The sequence below is a fragment of the Streptomyces atratus genome (assembly GCF_014648655.1).
Taxonomy (GTDB): Bacteria; Actinomycetota; Actinomycetes; order Streptomycetales; family Streptomycetaceae; genus Streptomyces; species Streptomyces atratus.
Window position 1 is genome coordinate 1 of the sequence record NZ_BMRN01000080.1, and the last position, 18,538, is coordinate 18,538.

The window sequence follows — 18,538 nt, forward strand, 5'->3', positions numbered from 1 at the left end:
ACCAGCGAAACCGATCGCGGCGATGAGCACCGCACCGGCGACCACGAGCCCGATGAGTATTCGGTGGGTGCGTGTCAGCTGCATCGCGGCCACCCGCGTTCCCCCTTCTGAGACGTGTTACGCAGAGGCACCCTGCGGCTCTTCTGCTTGGAGCTCCGGAGACAGACCCTGGCATCACAGACGTCCCTGTCGTGCCGGTGTGGGAGAACAGGGACGCTCGGATCCGCGATCATTCCTGAGCAAGCAGCTTCGCGAGGGTGCGCCGGTCCTCGACAGTCATGTGTTCGCGGGCCAGCCGGTCGAGTGCTTGTGGGCTGTGCCACGGAACGTGGAGAGAAGACCCTCCTGCGGCCGGACTGATTACGCCGTTATCACTGAGCTGACCGCTACTGGGCTGCTGCTCCGGTAGTCCCCCGCTGATAACGCCGTGATCAGCGGCTGATCCCTCGCCCCGCCTCGCCGTCTGCTCTCCCTCACCGATAACGCCGTTATCGGTGAGGGAGCGTGCGACTGGTGCCTTACGGCTCTGCTTCTTCAGTGCGGCCTGCTGGGCTCGGGCATCTGCCGTGCTGCGCTGCTCCTCCGGAGAGAGTTTGGCGAGTCCGCGTACGTGCTCGACCTTTCGGCGACCGGCCTCCAGATCGGCCTGGAGTTCGGGTACGAGCTCCAGGAGGGACAGGCGCTGTGAGATGTAGGGCTGGGTTACCCCAAGTCGTCGCGCAGCCTTGTGCTGTGATCCGTAGAAGGCAACCAGGGTCTTCAAAGCCTGCGCTTCCTCCAGGTCGGACAGGTTCTCCCGCTGGGCGTTCGCGACGAACGCGGCTTCCAGCAGGGCTTCGTCCGTGGTGACGCGCGCGTCGTCGACGGTGACCTTTATCGTTGGCAGACCAGCTGCGCGGGCGCCGGCGAGACGGCGATGACCGTCCACTACGACGTACTCAGCTCCCGGGTCCAGTTCGGATGCACGCTCCGGACGGTCCCGCAGGTAGGCGTCGACTGACGCCACAGTGATTGCCTGAATCTGTCCGATCTCGATAAGGCTCGCGGTCATCCCGGATACGTCGCCCAGGCTTTCTCGTGGGTTATCCGGATTGTCACTGATCTCGCCGAGCGGCAGCTCGTTGGGAACGCTCACTCCGAAGGCTGCGTCCGTCAGCTGTCGACGAATGCTGCGGGCCTGGCCGGCTCGCGCGAAGGAGGACGAAGCGCCGAGCTGGATCTTCTTGGAGCTCATGAGATCTCCCTTGCGATCTGCCGCATGATCTCTGACTGGTCGCTGTGCGGGGCGTACGCCAGCAGCGGCATGCGCTTCCGTACGGCTTCGCGCTGCTCTTTGAGATCTCCGATGACGGCGAGGACTCGCGGGTCTCCGAGGTTGCGCCACGCTTTGAGGGAGGATGTTGCTACGTAGCCACGTCGGCTGTCATACAGGTTGACGACGAGCCCGAGGTACTCGATCTCGAGGCGGAGATCGTCACGCAGTGATTCGATCTGCTCGGCGAGCATGGTGTAGGCCGTGGCCGAGGAGTCCTCCGCGAGGACCGGGATGACCATGCCGGAGATGCCTTCGCCTTCGCCTTGCCGACGTCGGCCGTAGTAGATGGCCGCATCGGTTGCCATCCCGAGGCTGGGTGGGCAGTCGATGACGATGGCGTCGTAGTCCTTCTCCAACGGCTGCAGGGCCCGCTCCAGCGCAGCTTCTTTGTTGCGCATGCGCGATACTGCGATCTTGGCGTCAAGGAGGAACCCGTCAGGGCAGGCAGGCAGGACATGCAGGCGCTTCTCGAAGCGTGACGACTCGATCGTGACAACCAAGTCCCGCACGTCCCCCTTGCTTTCGCCGCACATGTGCAGCACCAAGCTGTCGGTGCCAGGGGGGAGCTGCTCGACACCGAGCTGATCGCTCAGGTGCCCTTGAGGGTCGTAGTCGACGAGCAGCACGCGCATGCCGTCCTCGGCCAAAGCCTGGGCCACACCAGCTGCCACGGCTGTCTTCCCGACCCCGCCCTTCTGGTTTATGACCACCTTGCGCTGGCAGATACCCGTCACGGGGCGATACCTGGGGGAGGGGTGAGCACCCATCCACGTCTGGACGGACTGGGCGAGCCCTTGAACGAAGGGGATTCCTCGCTCGGTGCAGGTGTCCTTGAGTTCATCCCATTGACCTGAGGGAAGCCAGGTCGAGAACGATGCAGACCCTGACGTGTCGACAGGGGAGTGGCCGTCCAAAGCTGCACGCCAGGCCGAGATGCCGGCTGAGACGGCGTCTTGGATGTCAATTCCGAGTTCGGCGGCACGAACCTTGAGGTCCTGGCGCAGCCAGGAGGGCAGTTTGGAGACGACCTTCTCTCTGTCTCCAGTGGGGTTTGGGGTAACCATGAGGTCAGCTTACTAACTTCACGGTGCGTGCTGTGTGACCCCCGATCAGAGCGCGAGTTGCGGGTGCAGTTGTGCCTGTCTCTGCGATGTCCAGGCAGTCCCGCTCTTCTGTAGGCATGTACGGCTGGGGCGCCCTGGTCATGTGTGGGCGCATTCGGGAGAGCTCCGGTCTCATGCAGGTACGTGTAAGCACGAGATTGCGCCCCGACGTACCAGACCTGGGTACGTTCCTCACCTCGCTGTCCCTCTCCGAGGAGTGTCCGGCCGCGCTCCCGCCGGAGGTCGTGCTGCAGATCGTCGAGCAGTTGGGCGCGCCCGCCTTCGGTAGCACGGAACAGATCGCCTTCACCCTCGGTATGGACGTCCGCGACGACCTGTCCCTGGTCGTCGCGGCCTCGGGCGACCGGTTCGTCGCTCCCGAGCACTCGGTGGAACTCGCCGACGGCATCCTGGGCGCACGGCCAGCCACGGTCACGGGCGGACACGCCCCCGTCTTCGAGGATTTGGGGCAGACCTTGAAGGTGCGCTCCGCCTTCCTTGAGAAGCCGGCCTGACCAGGCCTGCCGGGACATGGCCAGGCGTGGGCGCCCTCCCGGACGACAGAAGGCGTCCGGGCACAGTGGCGTCGCACCGGCCGGCGGTTCAGCCGGTGGTGTGCGGGCCTCCCACGCAGTCGAGGGCCGCCAGCTCCACGGCTTCGGCCAGTGCCTGCATGCCCTTGTCGTTGGGGTGCAGATGGTCGCCGTTGTCGAAGAACGGCAGGACGCGTTCGGGGTCGTAGGGGCTGCGCAGGATGTGGTCGAAGTCGGTGACGGCGTCGAACTCCCCGCTGTCCCGGACGAAGGCATTGACCTCCTGCCGGACCGACTCGGCCGCCGGATCCCACTCGGACCAGCCCTTGAACGGGCCCACGGTGGCGCCGATCACGCGCTTTCCAGCCGTGTGCGCCCGCAGGATGACCTGCCTGTAGCCCGCCTCAAGTGGAACATGAACCGTGCGTTCAGCGAGGCCGGCTGGCCCGCCCCGGCCGACGGCAACGACCGGCTGTGGACGGGGTACGTGGCCAGTCTGTACCGGGTGCTGGACCGGCTGCGCGCCGATCACCCGCCCTGCGGATCGAGACGTGCAGCGGTGGCGGCGGGCGCGTCGACCTCGGCATCCTCGGGCGCACCGACCGGGCGTGGGTGTCGGACAACACCGACGCCGTCGACCGCCTGGTCATCCAGCACGGCTGCAGCCGGCTCCACCCGGCGCGGGTGATGTCCGCGTGGGTGACGGACGTACCGAACCAGTTGACCGGACGCACCGTGCCGCTGCGTTTCCGCTTCCATGTCGCGATGTCGGGGCTGCTGGGCATCGGCGGCGATCTGACCCGCTGGTCGGAGGAAGAGGTGGCGCTGGGCGCGGAGCTGGTGGGCGAATACAAGAAGGTGCGCCATCTCGTCCAGTACGGCGTCCAGTACCGGCTGTCCGGACCGCACGGCGAGAAGCCGACCGTGGTGCAGTACGTGGCCGAGGACGGCGCCGAGAGCCTGGTACCGGCCTGGCAGCGCGGCCCGCGCCACGGCGTGCCGAGCCTGCCGATGCGGTTGGGCGGCCTCACTCCCGACACCCGCTACCGCGACGCCGCCACCGGGCGCGTCCACCACGCCGGCGTGCTCACCGGATACGGATACCGCCCCGCCCTGCCACCTGGTGACTGGGCCAGCGCCGCCGTGCATCTGGTCCGGGTGGCGGAGGGCGGGGCGTAGCCCGCGCCGGCCCGGCGACCGACCACCGGCACGCGGAGGCCCGGGAGGTCAGTTGTGCTGGTCGACGAGCTCGGCGACGCGTTCTTCGGCCGTCTCCTCACTCTGCACGGTCCGGGGCTTTCCGCCGGGTACGAGCAGCCAGGAGGCGAGGCGGGGCACGACTATCGGATCTCCCGGCCCTGGCCTGGAAGGGTCTGCAACATCTTGGCGTGCTGGGCGAGCCACAGCTCGTTCAGGCGCTGTCCCCACGCGCGGGACAACGTGTCGACCGCCTTGGGAGCGCCGGCACGGACCGCGTTCTCGACCACCACCTGCGTGCCGCCCTCGACCTCGGTGAGCAGCCACGCCTGGTACAGCTGTACACCGGCACCGATTCCCAGCCAGCCGAGCCGGCGGGGCGGCACATGCTCCCCCACGAAGACCTCGAACCGGTATCCGGCCCAGCGCACGTCAAAGGTCTGGGTGAAGGTGTCGGTGCTCACTTCCTCGCACTCCGGAACCCAACCCGTCCAGCTCGCCACGTCGGTGAGCAGGTGGAAAATCCGTTCCGGCGGACCGGGCACAACGGCCTGTGCCCGGTGGAAGCTGTGGGCGTTCTCGGGTGAGAAACCGGATGGCCAGTGGATCTCCGGATGGCTGTCCGAGGGGTCGTGCATTCGACTTCTCTTTCACGCTGCTGTTCGACTTCAGGTACGGCTACCGACGGCGTCGGTGGCACGACAGCCAAGGGGCGTTCCTCCGCTCAGTGTGCTGGTGGACACACAATCTTGCATACGTCATATGACTGCGCGGCCGTCGGGTCCTCTCAGCCGGTGTCCCCTCAGCCGACGCCCTCCAGGTCGAGAGCGGCCAGGGCGTCGCGCAGCGCGGCTCGTGAGTTGATGCCGAGCTTGGGGTAGATCTGGTACAGGTGAGTGCCGATGGTCCGGTGCGACAGGAACAGCCGCTCGGCGATCTGCTTGTTGGTCAGGCCGGTGGCCGCCAGCGTCGCGATCTCCCGCTCCTGAGCGGTCAGCGGGCCCTTTCCCGGCTGTGCGAGGGCCGCCGCCCCGTGGCCGCTCGCGCGGAGTTCGGCCGTGGCACGTGTCACCCACGGTGTGGCCCCGAGCTTCTCGAACGCCGTCAATGCCTGGACCAACTGCTTGCGGGCTTCCCTGGTCACGCGCCGGCGCCGCAGGCGTTCTCCGTAGAAGAGGCGTACCCGTGCCACGTCGAAGGGCCAGTCCCCGGGCTCGGCCAGGGACAGTGCCTGGTCGAAGAGGGCGAAGGCGTCATCGCCGGGTGTGGTCAGGGCCTGGCAGGCCAGCACAAGCATGTGGAGGCGCAACGAGAGCTCGGCCATCACGGATTCCCGCATGGCCGCCGCGTGTGCGGCGGCTTCGGCGGCCCGTCCGGTTCTGACGGCGGCCTCCACCAGGTCCAGCGCGCCGGCCATGGCCTGCGGAAGAAACGGCGCGAGGGTTCCGGGCGGGCTCAGTGCGGCGGCATGCCGGTAGGCGGCCTCGAAGTCGCCGCTGCCGAGCGCGGCCAGCCCGCCGGCATGCCAGGCCAGGACCCGGGCCCCGTGGGCGCCGCGGGGGACGGCCCAGCTGACGATCTCCTCGGACAGGGCTGTGCTCGTCTCCGTGTCACCCCGGGCCGCGGCCACGAGCGCCTGCACGAACTGGAGCTTGCAGGCGAAGAAGGGGTAGTCGTACTCCTCGCACAGGACGCGCCCCTCCCCGGCCAGTTGCACAGCTTCGTCCCAGCGGCCCGCGCAGTAGTAATCCAGGCTCAGGTGCACCAGCGCAGCCAGATGTCTGCTCACGGGCGCGGTACCCGCGCGGCCCTGTTCGACCAGGTGGAGGGACGCCTTACGCGAGGCCGTCAGCCGTTCCGTGTACACCGCGCAGGTGCTGATGCGGATGACGCGGGTCGGGTCCTGGCCGATGTCGGCCAGCAGTGCGTCGAGGACGCCCAGTGCCCGGTGCCCGGTGCGGGCCGGGTCGGCGAAGGTCTGCGCGCACGCCCACAGCAGGTCGGGTGCTTGCGGGGTCAGCCGCTCCAGCGCTCGGAACAGCGGCGGCCACTTCTGTGGATCACCGCTGTACCAGCACAGTGTGATCAGGGTGAACAGGGCTTCGATGAGGGCGTCGTCGGATGCGTCGTAGCGGTGCCCTCCGGCCTCGATCGCGCCGACCAGCAGTCGGTGCGCGGTGGTGATGTCACCGTCCTCGTTGATCAGGAGGAGGGCGGATGCCGCTGCCGCGTGCAGCGACTCCTGGGCGGTGGGGTCGGCCCGTCTGGCCCCGGCCAGCAGGCGCGAGGCGTCCGCCAGTTCGCCGCCGGCGTCGGTGCCGATGTAGGCGGCCTCCGCCAGGCGGCGGCTCTCGTCGGCCGGCACCGGGCTGAGCCCCGCGGCACGGGTGAGCGCCGCCACCGCGCCCAGGGCGTCCCCGCGCCTCAGGCGCAGCCGGGCGGCCTGTTCCAGGAGGTCGGCGACCGTCTCGTCCGGGCCCAGCGCCGCCTCTCCGAGGTGCCACGCGCGGCGCTCGGGCTGGTCGGTGAGCGCGGCGGCGAGCGCCTGGTGCGCTCTGCGGCGGTCGGCTGCCGTCGCCGTCGCCACCACTGCGGAACCGATCAGCGGATGCCGGAAGGACAGCCGCCGGGACGGGCCCGAGATCGCAACCAGCCGGTCGCGCTCCGCGGACTCGAGCATGTCGATGACGGGACGGCCGGCCGCGGCCGCCTCGAGCACGGTGAGGTCGCCGGTGCCCTCCAGCGCCGCGATCAGCAGCAGCTCCCGGCTCGGGGCCGGCAGATCGGCCACCCGGGAGACGAACAGTTGCTGGAGGCGCTCGCTGAGGGGCAGTACCGAGGGCACCGCCACCTGTGCCGTGCGCTGTTCGCTGTCCAGGGCGGCGGGCAGCTCCGCGAGCGCGAGCGGGTTTCCGTGTGCCTCCGCCGCGATACGACGTCGCACGGCGCGGGACATTCCGGGGTGGGTGTGGGCGAGCAGTTCGGACGACGACCTGTCGTCCAGCGGTTGCAGCCGGTGTTCGGTGAGGCCGCTCGCCTCGAAGAAGCCGTCGGAGGTGACGCGGGAGGCCGCGAGGAAGCTGATGCGGCTGCCGATGAGCCGCCGGGCCACGAAGCCCAGTACCGACGTGGTGGCGCGGTCCAGCCACGGCAGGTCGTCGATGACGACCAGCAGCGGAGTGTCGGCGGCGATCTGACGCAGCAGCAGCAGGGCCGCGGTGGACGTCAGAAGGCGGTTGGGAGGGGGACCGCTGCCGATGCCCACCGCGACGCGCAGGGCGTCGCGATGGCTGGGGTCCAGCCGGTCGAAGGAGTCGAACAGTGGCACGAGCAGTTGGTTGAGTCCGGCGTAGCTGATGTCCGCCTCGAACTGCACCCCGCTCGCCCGCAGCACGCGCGTGCCCTCGCGCCGTGCTTCCGCCGCCACCGCGTCGAGCAGCGCGGTCTTGCCTATGCCGGCCTCGCCGGACAGCAGCAGGGCCGCTCCGTGAATGGCGGAACCGTTGAAGTGGGACCGTATGAACTCCAGGTCCTCGTCCCGCCCGATCAGTCGCGCTGAGGCAGGACCGGCCGGGCGGTCCAGGTCGTTCATCGGGCTGCTGTCTCCAAGGGCTGAGATGAAACCGGGCTGCGGTGCTGTACATCGAATCGAGCCATGTCAACACTTGGCTCTGTAGCGTACGGAATCATCCGTCTCGGCGTACGGACCACCCCTGCGGACCGAGCCGGTGTGTCCCAGGTCGAGGGCCAGGCGCGAGTAGTGGTTCCACGAGCCTTCGGGGTTGTACGAGGCGTTCACCTCACGGCCCGGCGCGGCCTCCACTTCTTCGGACATGACCTCGAGCCGGATGTGCCCGGGAATCCTGCCGTGCTTCGCGTGCCGTATCTCCGCCGCGGCATCCGTGGTGAGTTGCTTGTTCATGGCCGTTCTCCACTTCGCCGATCGTGGATCGCGTCCTGCTCGTCGCTCGGACGACCATCAGCCTGCATCCTCATGCATCACCTGTCAAGATGGTGACGTGCTGGTGGGTCATGAGCCCGCCCGGAACCCGGCACGGGCCTCCACGTCATACCGTGGAGGCCCGTGCCGGGTTCCAGTGGTCCGGGCGAGGGTCACCCCATGGCGTCGACTTCGAGGATCGCGTCGGTGAACGCCCCCGGCTGCTCCTGGGGGAGGTTGTGGCCGGCGCCCGGGACGACGTGGTGCGTCCAGGGGCCCGCGAAGTGGATGGCGTAGCCGCTTCCGTCGGTCCACGGGATGACGCCGTCGGCCTGTCCGTCCAGCGTGACGGCGGGGACGGCGATCCTGGGCTGATCCAGCAGCCGCTTCTCCAGGTCCGCGTAACGGGGAGCGCCCGGGGCGGCGGCCAGGCGGTGACGGTAGCTGTGGATCACCACGTCGACGTAGTCCGGGTTGGTCCACAACTCCGCCGCCTGCGCGAACTCGGCCTCGGTGAACCGCCATTCGGGCGAGTTGCGGCGCCAGACAACACGCGCCAGGTCCTCCCGGTTCCGGCGCAGCCCCTTCTGCCCCCGCTCGGTGAGGAAGTAGAAGAAGTACCAGTAGCCCGACTCGATCGCGGGGGCCAGCGGCTCCTGCGCGATGGCGAGGTTCTGGATGAGATAGCCGTTCACGGAGACCAGGCCGGTGCAGCGCTCGGGCCACAGCGCCGCGGCGACGTCACCGGCCCGCCCGCCCCAGTCGTATCCGGCGAACAGCGCCCGGGGAACGCGGAGCGCATCCATGAAGGCGATCAGGTCCGCGCCGAGCGCCGCCTGCTGACCGGAGCGGAAGGTGTCCGCGTGGAGGAACCGGGTCTCTCCGTGGCCACGCAGGTAGGGGATGTAGCAGCGGTACCCGCGCCGGGCGAGCGCGGGCGCCACTTCGGCGTAGGCGCCGACAGGACTGAACGGCCAGCCGTGCAGCAGGATCACAGGTGTGCCGTCAGCCGGACCCACGTCGTGATAGGCGATGTCCAGCACGTCGGTACGGGTGTGGCGCACCGGCCCCAGGCCGTGCGCCCCCCTCCCGGTCGGGGCCGTGGCGGCCGCCACCCCCGTGAGCGCCGACGCCTGGCCGGCCCCGGAAAGACCGGCCGCTCCCGTCGCCGCAGCCGCCGTCACAGCCTGGGTCAGTCTCCGCCTGCTGATCACGTCACGTCCTCGCGTTCGTTCCGGAGTGTGCGCATCACATGTACACACGTCCACAGTGAGTCACCGCTCTAGCAGGTTATGAGAATTCACGTGCCAGATGCTCCTGTCAAGGAGGCAGCGGACGGGCGCCGACAGCAGCCTCGTCAACACGCTGTCCGGACGCCACCGGTGCCGGCTGCGCCAACGGCACCAAGCTGCAGATCTGGACCTGCGGCGGCTCGGAACAGCAGAAGTGGATCCTGCCGACGGCGGCTCCGCCTCGGCCCAGGGGCCTGACGGTTCTCCTGTACGGCCACAAGGGTGCCCGCTCCCGTCGAGGGGGCGGGCCGCGGGCACCCGCGTGAAGGTCTCCCCATCCGCGCCGACACACGGTTCGTCTGAACTCGGGTGTCTCCACCGCGCGTTCCCAGGGTGACACCCCAGCGGGAGCGTCGGACCAGGCCGCCAGCCGACCGGCGTGACATCCGCGCGCACCCCACGGACAGGCCGACACACATGTATGTGGCCAGATTTGCACTGCCCGACACATGCTTGAATGTGCAAGAGTCTGCTGCCGGCCGCATCGAACGAAACCAGTCGTGACGACGCCGCCCCCGACGTCGTCACACACAGGAAAGGGTGGATTGCATGTTCACACCCAAGGCGAGACTCCGTAGCGCAGCCGCTGCCGCGACCATGGCCGCGGCCCTGATCGGCCTCGGCGCCGGGGCGGCGTACGCCGCCGGCTGGCCTCCGTTGCAGGAGGGCGCGTACCTCTACTCGGGCACGACCGGAACCGGGACGGTGACAACGGTCGATCTCGACGACTTCGGCACGTGTCACACGCTGTCGAAGGCGGCCCTCTCGGTCCAGATCGCCTCCGGCTCCGCGTCCCTGGAGCTCTACCCCGGGGCCGGCTGCGCCGGCGCTCCCCCGTGGCGCAGCGGCTCGCTGACTCAGACCGACCTCCCCCGGGCGACGCTGAGCTACCGGGTGGTCACACTCTGACAACCCGCGCGTGTCACTGTCCCGTCGTGGCCCGGCCGGGACGATCGTCCCGGCCGGGCCACGACGGTCTCGGTTCCGGATCGGCCGGTCCGCTCACGGCTGCGGCAGGGACTCCGCCTTGGCGCGCACCTCTGCGGCGCGCGGGCTGTCGATCGCCTTCAGCAGGTCGGCCGCCCTGATCCAGCTCTCCCGCGCCTGGGCGTGCCCTCCCCGTTCCAGCTGGACCGTGGCGAGGTGGCCGAACACCTCGGCCTGGTTGTACGGGTCCAGGACCTCCTCGTACAACCGCAACGACGTCCGGTAGTCGGCGATCGCGGCGTCGAGATCGCCCAGGCAGTGCCGGGCGTAGCCGAGGCTGTCCCAGGTCGCGGCCTCGTCGCGGCGGTTGCCGGACTCCCGCAGCAGGGGGATCGCCTCCTCGCAGCTGGCGACCGCCGCCCGGTGGTCGCCGAGCATGGCCCGGTACCAACCCACCGCGTTGAGTTCACGGCCCACGGCACCGCTGTCACCGAGTGTGCGGAACAGCGCCAGCGCCCTCTCGGAGTGGTCCAGAGCCTCGGTGTAACGCTCCTGACGGGAACGCACCCAGCCGACGCTCCGCTCGGCGAAGGCCCGCTCTGCCGGGGACAGCCGGTGCAGTTGCCGCAGGATCAGGTCGACGTGCTCATCGGCCTCGTCGACGTGCCCGGTCCGGGCCAGCGCGCTCGCCAGGCCCGCGCAGTTCCTGGTGACGGCGACCGGTTCGTCCAGCACGAGGGCCACGTCGAGGCCGATGCGCTGGATCGTCATCTCCTCGGCCCAGCGGCCCATGACCGCGAAGTAGGTCTGCCAGTCGAGTGTGAGGTGCATGCGGTGGCGCAGCAGCCGCGGATCGTCCAGGGAGCGCAGCGCGGCCGCGACGGTCGGCTCCTCCTGGCCGAACCAGTCCAGCGCCTCCTCGCGGTTGCCGATGGCGACACGCACCGCTCCGGGGACGGGCGGTCCGGTCGGCTCGATCCCGCGCCGGTTGTCGAGGAAGTGGTTGGCCGCGTGGGCGTTGTGTCGCAGGTAGTCCAGCAGACGTGTCTCAGCGGCGGAGCGGTCGTCCTGTTCCTGCTCGGCAAGTTCGGTGCCGTAGGCCCGCACCAGGTCGTGCAGCATGTACTGCCCGTCGGCGTCCCGCGACAGCAGGCTGGCCGAGGTCAGTTCGCCCAGGTGTCGGCGGGCCACCGTCATCTCCGCGCCCGCCAGCGAGGCGGCGGCCTCGGCGGACACGGCCGGCCCGGGGTGGAGGGCCAGATACCGGAAGAAACGTGCCGTGTCAGGTGTCAGGGCCCGGTACGACCAGGAGAAGACGGCACGGACGTCGGCCCGCCGGTCACCGGCCGACAGGGTGTCCAGCCGGGCCTCGGCCAGTTCGCGGGCTGCGAGACGCAACGGCATCCGCGGTTCCGCGCTCAGCTGCGCTCCGACGACGGCGATCGCCAGCGGCAGGTGTCCGCACAGCTCGACCAGACGGGCGGCGTCCGCGGGCTCCGCCCGGCACCGCTTCGCACCGATCCTGGCGGCGAGCGCGGCGACGGCCTCCGGCTGTGTCCACACGTCCAGACTGATCAGCGAGGCGCCCTCGGCCGTGGCCAGAGCGGGCAGCCGGCTGCGTGAGGTGAGGATCGTCAGGCACCCGGGCGCGGCGGGCAGCAGCGGCCTGGCCTGGTCCGCGTCCCGCGCGTTGTCGAGTACGACGATGAGCTGACGGGACGCGGCCTGCTCACGGAACAGGGCGCTGCGTTCCTCGGTGCCGCGCGGTATGTCGCTGCTGGGCACCCCGAGCGCGCCGAGAAACCCGGCCAGGGCCTCGCCGGGGTCCAGGGGCCGTCCGGAGTTCTCGAACCCACGCAGGTTCACATACAGCTGACCGTCGGGGAAATGTTCCGCCACCTGATGGGCCCAGTGCACCGCCAGGGTGGTCTTGCCCACGCCTGCCATCCCGCCGACCGCGGCGATGACGACATGTCCGCACCGTGCGGCGACCTGTGAGGTGATTGCGTGGACGGCCGTCAGCGCCTCCTCGCGGCCGCGGAAGACGGCCAGATCGGGGGGCAGCTGCCGGGGCACCTGCCTGGCGGACCGCGTGGACGCCCGCACGAGGCGACGCCGTTCGTCCTCGTCCAGTCCCAGGGCGTCCATCAGCTCGCGCAGAGTCGCCTGCCGCGGCAGGCTCTGGCCACGTTCCATGTCGCTGATGGCCCGCACACTCACGCCGGACACCTCGGCGAGGCGCTCCAACGTGAACAGCGCACGTTGCCGCGCCTCGCGCAGCAGCCGACCGAAGGTCTTCTCGTCCATCCCCACCCACCCCGCCGGGCCGCGTACCGACACGTTTGTGGGAGCCGGCGCCGCTGCTTCGGAAACGGCGTCAAGGTAACAGTTCTGGATTGAGCGTTAAAAAGCCATCTCGCATGGTGAATCCGTGACGGAGGAAGGCGCGAGATGCGAACGTCAGGCGAGGCGCTCTCCCCCGCTCACCGTCCGGCGCGCGGTCCAGGTCGACCTGGAGGACCTCGCCCTGGTCGGCGTCGCACACCAGGCGCTGTGCCGAGAAGAAGTCGCAGCCCTGGATGTCCATGACCGGCCGGTCGAGCGTGATCTCCCCCGCCTGCGGAAGGTCGCCGCCGTCCGAGGGGGTGGACTTTTTCAGCAGCGGTGCGGGGAAGACCTGCAACCGCTTCTGGACCCCGAACTCGCCCGAGACCAGCCGCTGGTGGTCGGGAGAGACCGAGGCGAAGGAGTTGTTGAACAGCTCGCCATGCCCAGGGCCATGGACCGGAAGGCAGCTGCGGGCACGAGCATGACGGCCGACAGGCTGACCAGGACGGTCAGTCCGGACAGCGCCACCACCTTGCCCGCGGTGTCCATGGTCTCGCCCGCCGCCCGGACCGAGTCGCCGTGGCGGGCGAGCGCGGCGCGGAAGCGGACGACGAGGAAGAGGGCGTGGTCGATGCCGAGGGCGGTGCAGCTGGACTACGCGGTGGCCACGGACCTGTCCGGGAAGGCCGAGCGGCGGACCGAGGTGACGGTCACTCCGTCGCACCTGGCCGCTGTCACCGGGGCCGGTTCCGTTCCGTCACGCTCGACGTCTCCTACGACGTCGGCGCGAGCCATCTGCCGCCGGCGGCGGATCGTCGTGTGTCGTGTGGTGCGTCCGTACAGCCGGTGCAGCCGGGCCCTGCGGTGGTCAGACGGTGATGGTCTTGTACTCGGTGTAGGTGCCGAGGCCGACCGCGCCGTACTCGCGGCCGATGCCGCTGGCCTTGAAGCCGCCGAACGGGCCGTCGAAGGCGACGGAGGCACCGTTGACGGTGACGGTGCCGGTGCGGATGCGACGGGCGACGGCCAGGGCGTGGGCCTCGTCGGCGGACCAGACGCCGCCGGAAAGGCCGTACTCGGAGTCGTTGGCGATGCGGACGGCGTCGTCCTCGTCGTCGTAGGCGATGACGACCAGAACCGGGCCGAAGATCTCCTCCTGCGCGATGCGCATCGAGTTGTCGACGTCGGCGAAGACGGTGGGCATGACGTAGTTGCCCTTCTCCAGGCCCTCGGGGATCTGCGGGCCGCCCGTGACCAGGCGGGCGCCCTCCTCGATGCCGAGCTGGATGTAGCTGCGCACCCGCTGCTGCTGGTCGGGGCGGATCATCGGGCCGATAAAGGTGTCGGGGTCGTTCGGATCGCCCACCTTCAACGACTCGACCAGTTCCTTCAGCGCCGTGACGACCTCCTCGTACCGGCCGCGCGGCGCGAGGATCCTGGTCTGGGCGATGCACGACTCGCCGTTGTTGAGCAGGGAGCCGAACTTCAGGCCCGCGACGGCCTTGTCGATGTCGGCGTCCGGCAGGATGACGGCGGCGGACTTGCCGCCCAGCTCCAGACTGACCCGCTTGAGCTGCTCCCCCGCGATGGAGGCGATGCGGCGGCCGGCCCGCGTCGAACCGGTGAACGCGATCTTGTCGACCTCGGGGTGCGACACCAGGTACTCACTGGTCTCCCGGTCCGCGGGCAGGACGCTGATCACGCCCTCGGGCAGGCCCACCCGCTCCAGCAGTTCGGCCAGGAAGCCCATGCTCAGCGAGTTCTCCGGGGACACCTTGAGGACCACGGAGTTGCCGGCGAGCAGAGCCGGGATGATCTTCGAAGTGGCTGAGGAGAACGGCGAGTTCCACGGGATCACGGCCGCCACGACCCCGACCGCCTCACGGCGCACCACACTGCGCACCGGGGACGCCGGGTCGGAGGGCACCAGGATCTCCTCCCAGCCGAACTCCTCCGCCGCCTTGAGGTAGGCGTTCGCTTGCCGGGTCAGACCGGGCTGTCCGGCCCGGGTGAACCAGCCCGCCGAACCGTTCTCCATCGAGATGAGGTGCGCGGCCTTCTCCGCGTTCTCCTCGCGCAGCGCGTTGAACCGCCGCAGGACCGCGATCCGCTCCGCCGACGGGGTCAGCCGCCACACGCCCGCCTCGAACGACGCCCGTGCCGCGGCAAGCGCGCGGTCGACGTCCGCCGACTGCGCCTGTGCCACGCGGCCGATCACCGACCGGTCGTGCGGCGAGGTGATGTCGAGCAGGCCCGGGTCACTCGGCGCCACCCAAGAGCCTCCGATGAAAAGCCGGTCGTAGGTGATCATGTGCTTTCTCTCTTTCGGTTCTCTCGGACGAGGCCCTAAAGTGTCACTCCAATGTAGCACTTTCCTTCATTAGATACACACATGAGTGGTGATAGATCTCTGATCCTCCCCGCTGAAGTTGCTCTTGAGAAATGAGAGCCGACGCAGCACGCAACCTGGAAGCCGTCCTGACCACCGGGGCGCGCATGCTCGCCGCCGACCCCGGCGCGAGCATCGCCGCCGAGGCGGGAGTGGACCGGCGCACCGTCTACCGGTGCTTCGCCCCTTCTGCGCCGGGACCAGCCGGAGGGATGGACAGGGCCGCTGCTGCCCGAGCTGGTGAACCTGGCGGCACACCGGCAGACACACCTCGGCCCCGCGCAGGCTGCCGGCGTGGTGGTCGACACATTTCTGCATGGCAACGGAGCGTCATGAGACGCGGATCGGGGCGGCAGCATGACTTCGGGCCCGGCGGGAGGGTTTCCCGCCGGGCCCGAAGCCGATGAAGGTACAGGTCAGACCAGGAGGGTCCAGAGCTGGTCGGCGCCGGCGGCGCAGGTCCAGATCTGGAGCCTGGTGTCGTTGGCGGAGCTGTGGCCGGTCGCGTCCAGACACTTGCCCGACGCCGTCGCGACCAGCGAACCGTTCGTCTGCGACGCCCACTTCTGCGACGCCGCACCCGTGCGTGCCGACAACTGCACCTGCGTACCGTCGCCGTGGCAGCACCGGCCACCGTCACGCACTTGCCCAACGCACGCAGCGTCCCGTCCGACGCGGCCGTCCACACCTGCTGCGTACCCGAACCACACGCGTTCAGCCGGATCACCGTACCGGCCGCCGTGGCACGACCCGCCACCTCGGCCGCACTTGCCGTTGTAACCCGCGACACGACCCGACGGCCCCGTGGCGCGTCCGCCGGGACCTTCCACTTCTGGCCGACATCACCGTTGTTGCACGTCCAGATGATCAGCGGGTTGCCGTCCGCCGTGCTGCCCCTCCCGTGACGGCTTGCGCGGCCAGGGGCTACGCGACGGCGTACGGGGAGGCCAGAGTCAGGCCCGACGGCGACGGCGACCGTGGTCGCTCTTCTGCCGTCGCGCCGGCGTCTCGGACCTTGCATGCTCTCTCCGGAGTGAGGCGGGTGAGATGGCCTGGCCCCGGTCCTCGCGACACGGGAGAACCGGCCCGGCGAGAACATCCGCCGTGACGCCCTCGGGGCGACGGCCGACTCGCCATCGCGCACCCTGTCATATGTGATCCACTACAGGTGTGTGTTTCGATCTCACATGTGATCACGCGTTCACCTGCCGGGCGTCCGGCGTCGACGGCGGTGTCGGCATCGCGCCCGGTCGGGTGTCGGCGGCGCGGCGGGTTCGCAGGTAACGAAGGCGTGCGGCGTATGCGGTACGACCGAGGCTCAGGAGCGGGAAGTCCGGCTGACTGCCCTGATATACACCGCTTTCGGCGCTCGCTGCTCAGCAGGAACAAGCGGAACATGTGTTTCACGGTTTCCTGTACCGCGAGAACGGCAGCCCGCACACATAGGCTCGACCGTGGACACACGAGGCTGGTCCGGTGGTGAAGGGAGTGGGGCGCCGTGGAATCGCTCGTGACGATGATCGGCCGGGACGGTGAACGGGGGCAGCTGTCCGCGTTCGTGACGGCCGCCGAAGGGCAGTCCCTCGTCCTCAGGGGGGAGACGGGGGTCGGCAAGAGTGCCCTGCTCGACCATGTGGCCCAGCTGGCGGCGCGGGCGGGCAACGAGGTGGTCCGGGCTGCCGGGGTCGAGGCGGAGTCCGGGCTTCCGTTCGCCGGCCTGCACCAGCTCCTGCACCCTCTGCTGCCCTTCGTCGACTGCCTGGACCAGGTGCACCGCACGGTGTTCGACACGGTCTTCGGGCGGAGCGGCGGAAAGCCGCCGTCGGTCATGTCGTTCGGCATCGCCGTCCTGGACCTGCTGTCCCGGGCCTCCGCGACCCGGCCGCTGCTGCTGCTCCTCGACGACGGTCAGTGGCTGGACGCCTCCAGCGTCGCGGTGGTCGGGTTCTTGGGGCGTCGGCTCACGGGCAGCTCGGTGAAGCTCGTCGTCGGGCTGCGTTCGGACGTCGCGTCGGGCTTCGACACCGCCGCCCTGCCGGAACTGCCGGTCACGGCCCTCTCCCAGGAGGCCGCGCAGCGACTTCTGGACCTGCACCACCCGGGCCTGGACACACCCGTCCGCCGTCTGGTGCTGGACCAGGCCCGGGGCAACCCGCTGGCGCTGCTCGAACTGCCCGCCCATGTCCCCGCCGGGCAGGCGGAACTCGCGGCGGCGGAGTTCCTCGGACTGCACGACGCCTCGCTGCCGCTGCCCCGGCGCCTTCAGCACGTATACGGCACACGTATCAGGAGGCTGGGCGACGCCGTCCGTGCGGAGCTGCTGCGCGGTGCCCTCGACGGTGTCGGAGCGACCCCGGGAACCGTGCCCGCGCACAGTCTGGGCCGCTACCGTGTGCGCGACGCCGTCGAGGCGGTGGCGGCCGGCCTGCTGGAGATCGACCCGGTCAGCGGCGACTTCGTCTTCCGGCACCCGCTGGTACGTTCCACCGTGGTGCAGACGGCCACGCCCAACCAGCGCCGGGCCGCCCATGCCGACCTCGCCAGGGTGCACCGCGACGACGTCGAGCGGCGGGCCACACATCTGGCGGCCGCGACGGTCGACCCGGACGAGGAGGTCGCGGCCGCGCTGGAGGCGGCCGCCGACTCCGCCACCCGGCGCGGCAGCGCGGTGGCCGCCGTGACTTGGCTGACCCGGGCCGCAGAGCTGAGCGAGAACCGCGAGGACCGCTCCCGCAGACTCGGCGACGCGGCCTTCGCCGCGGGCCACGCGGGGCTCTTCGACCAGGCGCAGCGGCTCGCCCGCTCCGACCGGTCACCGGGCACGGACGAGTCCCCGGCGTCCGTGGTCACCTCGGCCTACATGGCGCTCTTCGAGGACGGGGACGTAAGGCACTCGCACCGCCAGGTCGTCGCGGCGATCGAGAGCCTGCGCCACCGCACGCCACGCAAGGCCTCCGAAGATCTGGCGCGGCTGGTGAACCTGCTGCTGGCGATCGACCAGTACGCCGGTGACCCGGCCCAGTGGCAGGAGACCCGCGCGCTTCTCGGCTCGCTGGGCGATCTGGTCCCGTCGCGCTCGATGATCTACGGCGACGCGTGGGGCGACGTGGTCCGGCACGGTGCCGGTGTGCGCGAAGGGGTCGAACGGGAGTTCACCGGCCTTGCGGACATGGAGCCCTGGGACATCAGTCGGCTGGGGGTCGCCGCCTACCACGTGGACACACTCAGCCAGTACCGGCCGCACCTCCAGCGCACCGTGGACCGCGAGGCCGAGACGGGCTTCGTACGCAACAGCATGACGATGCTGCATCTGATCATGCTCGACCAGATCACGGTCGGTGAGTGGGACGAGGCCGAGCGCACCGGACAGCGCTGCCTGGACCTCACCACCTCCCACGGATACCTGTTGCTCGCCCATCACACCCGTGCGTATCTGGCCCAGCTGGCCGCGCTGCGCGGCCAGGCCGAACGCGCCCGGGAGCTCCAGGCCATGGTCGACGCCTGGTCCCGCCCC

16 protein-coding genes and 1 pseudogene are annotated in these 18,538 nt (G+C 69.8%); 5 read left to right on the top strand and 12 right to left on the bottom strand.

The window, feature by feature from the left end; genetic code table 11:
- Nucleotides 1-229 precede the first annotated feature (229 nt).
- Both IEZ15_RS41225 and IEZ15_RS41230 read right to left on the bottom strand, forming a co-directional pair.
- Nucleotides 230-1,234, bottom strand: coding sequence for a ParB/RepB/Spo0J family partition protein (locus IEZ15_RS41225; RefSeq protein WP_189282103.1), 1,005 nt, complete (start codon nucleotides 1,232-1,234; stop codon nucleotides 230-232).
- On the bottom strand, nucleotides 1,231-2,379 hold the full coding sequence (locus IEZ15_RS41230; protein WP_189282104.1) for a ParA family protein: 1,149 nt from the start codon (nucleotides 2,377-2,379) through the stop codon (nucleotides 1,231-1,233). Before IEZ15_RS41230 ends, IEZ15_RS41225 begins: the two co-directional genes overlap by 4 nt.
- Before the next feature lie 173 nt (nucleotides 2,380-2,552).
- Here IEZ15_RS41230 and IEZ15_RS41235 point away from each other — a divergent pair, with 173 nt between their 5' ends.
- Nucleotides 2,553-2,933, top strand: coding sequence for an alpha/beta fold hydrolase (locus tag IEZ15_RS41235; RefSeq protein WP_189282105.1), 381 nt, complete (start codon nucleotides 2,553-2,555; stop codon nucleotides 2,931-2,933).
- Between the two features lie 88 nt (nucleotides 2,934-3,021).
- Here IEZ15_RS41235 and IEZ15_RS41240 read toward each other — a convergent pair.
- Nucleotides 3,022-3,360: pseudogene (locus IEZ15_RS41240) on the bottom strand (GDSL-type esterase/lipase family protein); the annotation flags it as partial.
- A gap of 65 nt (nucleotides 3,361-3,425) precedes the next feature.
- Here IEZ15_RS41240 and IEZ15_RS41245 point away from each other — a divergent pair.
- Complete coding sequence (locus tag IEZ15_RS41245; protein ID WP_373302748.1) at nucleotides 3,426-4,130, top strand: alpha-galactosidase; 705 nt, start codon at nucleotides 3,426-3,428, stop codon at nucleotides 4,128-4,130.
- Nucleotides 4,131-4,291: 161 nt separating this feature from the next.
- Here the strand turns inward: IEZ15_RS41245 and IEZ15_RS41250 are convergent, their stop codons facing one another.
- The 4 genes from IEZ15_RS41250 to IEZ15_RS41265 all read right to left on the bottom strand — a co-directional run bounded on the left by IEZ15_RS41250 (nucleotide 4,292) and on the right by IEZ15_RS41265 (nucleotide 9,302).
- Nucleotides 4,292-4,786 (bottom strand): SRPBCC family protein, encoded by a 495-nt coding sequence (locus IEZ15_RS41250; RefSeq protein WP_189282106.1) that lies wholly within the window; start codon nucleotides 4,784-4,786, stop codon nucleotides 4,292-4,294.
- Nucleotides 4,787-4,950: 164 nt separating this feature from the next.
- Nucleotides 4,951-7,740, bottom strand: a complete 2,790-nt coding sequence (locus IEZ15_RS41255; RefSeq protein ID WP_189282107.1) for a helix-turn-helix transcriptional regulator — start codon at nucleotides 7,738-7,740, stop codon at nucleotides 4,951-4,953.
- Between the two features lie 66 nt (nucleotides 7,741-7,806).
- Nucleotides 7,807-8,070: a hypothetical protein gene (locus IEZ15_RS41260; protein ID WP_308427506.1), complete on the bottom strand. Its 264-nt coding sequence runs from the start codon at nucleotides 8,068-8,070 to the stop codon at nucleotides 7,807-7,809.
- 191 nt (nucleotides 8,071-8,261) lie between these two features.
- Entirely contained in the window at nucleotides 8,262-9,302 is a 1,041-nt protein-coding gene (locus IEZ15_RS41265) for an alpha/beta fold hydrolase (protein ID WP_189282108.1), read from the bottom strand.
- A gap of 627 nt (nucleotides 9,303-9,929) precedes the next feature.
- On the opposite strand from IEZ15_RS41265, the gene IEZ15_RS41270 reads away from it, so the two are divergent.
- Nucleotides 9,930-10,289, top strand: a complete 360-nt coding sequence (locus IEZ15_RS41270; protein WP_189282109.1) for a hypothetical protein — start codon at nucleotides 9,930-9,932, stop codon at nucleotides 10,287-10,289.
- Between the two features lie 93 nt (nucleotides 10,290-10,382).
- Here IEZ15_RS41270 and IEZ15_RS41275 read toward each other — a convergent pair whose 3' ends face one another.
- From IEZ15_RS41275 to IEZ15_RS47535, 5 genes are all read right to left on the bottom strand, one after another.
- On the bottom strand, nucleotides 10,383-12,614 hold the full coding sequence (locus IEZ15_RS41275; RefSeq protein ID WP_189282110.1) for an ATP-binding protein: 2,232 nt from the start codon (nucleotides 12,612-12,614) through the stop codon (nucleotides 10,383-10,385).
- Between the two features lie 70 nt (nucleotides 12,615-12,684).
- Nucleotides 12,685-12,990: a hypothetical protein gene (locus tag IEZ15_RS47530; RefSeq protein WP_189282111.1), complete on the bottom strand. Its 306-nt coding sequence runs from the start codon at nucleotides 12,988-12,990 to the stop codon at nucleotides 12,685-12,687.
- Entirely contained in the window at nucleotides 12,963-13,268 is a 306-nt protein-coding gene (locus tag IEZ15_RS41285; protein ID WP_189282115.1) for an MMPL family transporter, read from the bottom strand. Before IEZ15_RS41285 ends, IEZ15_RS47530 begins: the two co-directional genes overlap by 28 nt.
- A 235-nt stretch (nucleotides 13,269-13,503) precedes the next feature.
- Nucleotides 13,504-14,946 carry an aldehyde dehydrogenase gene (locus IEZ15_RS41290; RefSeq protein ID WP_189282112.1) on the bottom strand — a complete coding sequence of 481 codons (1,443 nt, stop codon included), beginning with the start codon at nucleotides 14,944-14,946 and terminating at the stop codon, nucleotides 13,504-13,506.
- 494 nt (nucleotides 14,947-15,440) lie between these two features.
- Nucleotides 15,441-15,620, bottom strand: a complete 180-nt coding sequence (locus tag IEZ15_RS47535) for an RICIN domain-containing protein (protein ID WP_229846501.1) — start codon at nucleotides 15,618-15,620, stop codon at nucleotides 15,441-15,443.
- A gap of 48 nt (nucleotides 15,621-15,668) precedes the next feature.
- On the opposite strand from IEZ15_RS47535, the gene IEZ15_RS41300 reads away from it, so the two are divergent.
- Together IEZ15_RS41300 and IEZ15_RS41305 are read left to right on the top strand one after the other, a co-directional pair.
- A complete protein-coding gene (locus IEZ15_RS41300; RefSeq protein ID WP_189282114.1) occupies nucleotides 15,669-15,929 on the top strand; it encodes a hypothetical protein in 261 nt (86 codons plus the stop codon).
- 611 nt (nucleotides 15,930-16,540) lie between these two features.
- Nucleotides 16,541-18,538: AAA family ATPase (locus IEZ15_RS41305; RefSeq protein WP_189282116.1), on the top strand; the 1,998-nt coding region annotated here is incomplete at its 3' end.

Bases quoted from the DNA above. Each gene is read 5' to 3' on its own strand.
- IEZ15_RS41255 (WP_189282107.1), bottom strand. From the start codon at position 7,740: ATGAACGACCTGGACCGCCCGGCCGGTCCTGCCTCAGCGCGACTGATC.
- IEZ15_RS41225 (WP_189282103.1), bottom strand. From the start codon at position 1,234: ATGAGCTCCAAGAAGATCCAGCTCGGCGCTTCGTCCTCCTTCGCGCGA.
- IEZ15_RS41250 (WP_189282106.1), bottom strand. From the start codon at position 4,786: ATGCACGACCCCTCGGACAGCCATCCGGAGATCCACTGGCCATCCGGT.
- IEZ15_RS41290 (WP_189282112.1), bottom strand. From the start codon at position 14,946: ATGATCACCTACGACCGGCTTTTCATCGGAGGCTCTTGGGTGGCGCCG.
- IEZ15_RS41270 (WP_189282109.1), top strand. From the start codon at position 9,930: ATGTTCACACCCAAGGCGAGACTCCGTAGCGCAGCCGCTGCCGCGACC.
- IEZ15_RS41230 (WP_189282104.1), bottom strand. From the start codon at position 2,379: ATGGTTACCCCAAACCCCACTGGAGACAGAGAGAAGGTCGTCTCCAAA.
- IEZ15_RS41275 (WP_189282110.1), bottom strand. From the start codon at position 12,614: ATGGACGAGAAGACCTTCGGTCGGCTGCTGCGCGAGGCGCGGCAACGT.
- IEZ15_RS41260 (WP_308427506.1), bottom strand. From the start codon at position 8,070: ATGAACAAGCAACTCACCACGGATGCCGCGGCGGAGATACGGCACGCG.
- IEZ15_RS41235 (WP_189282105.1), top strand. From the start codon at position 2,553: ATGCAGGTACGTGTAAGCACGAGATTGCGCCCCGACGTACCAGACCTG.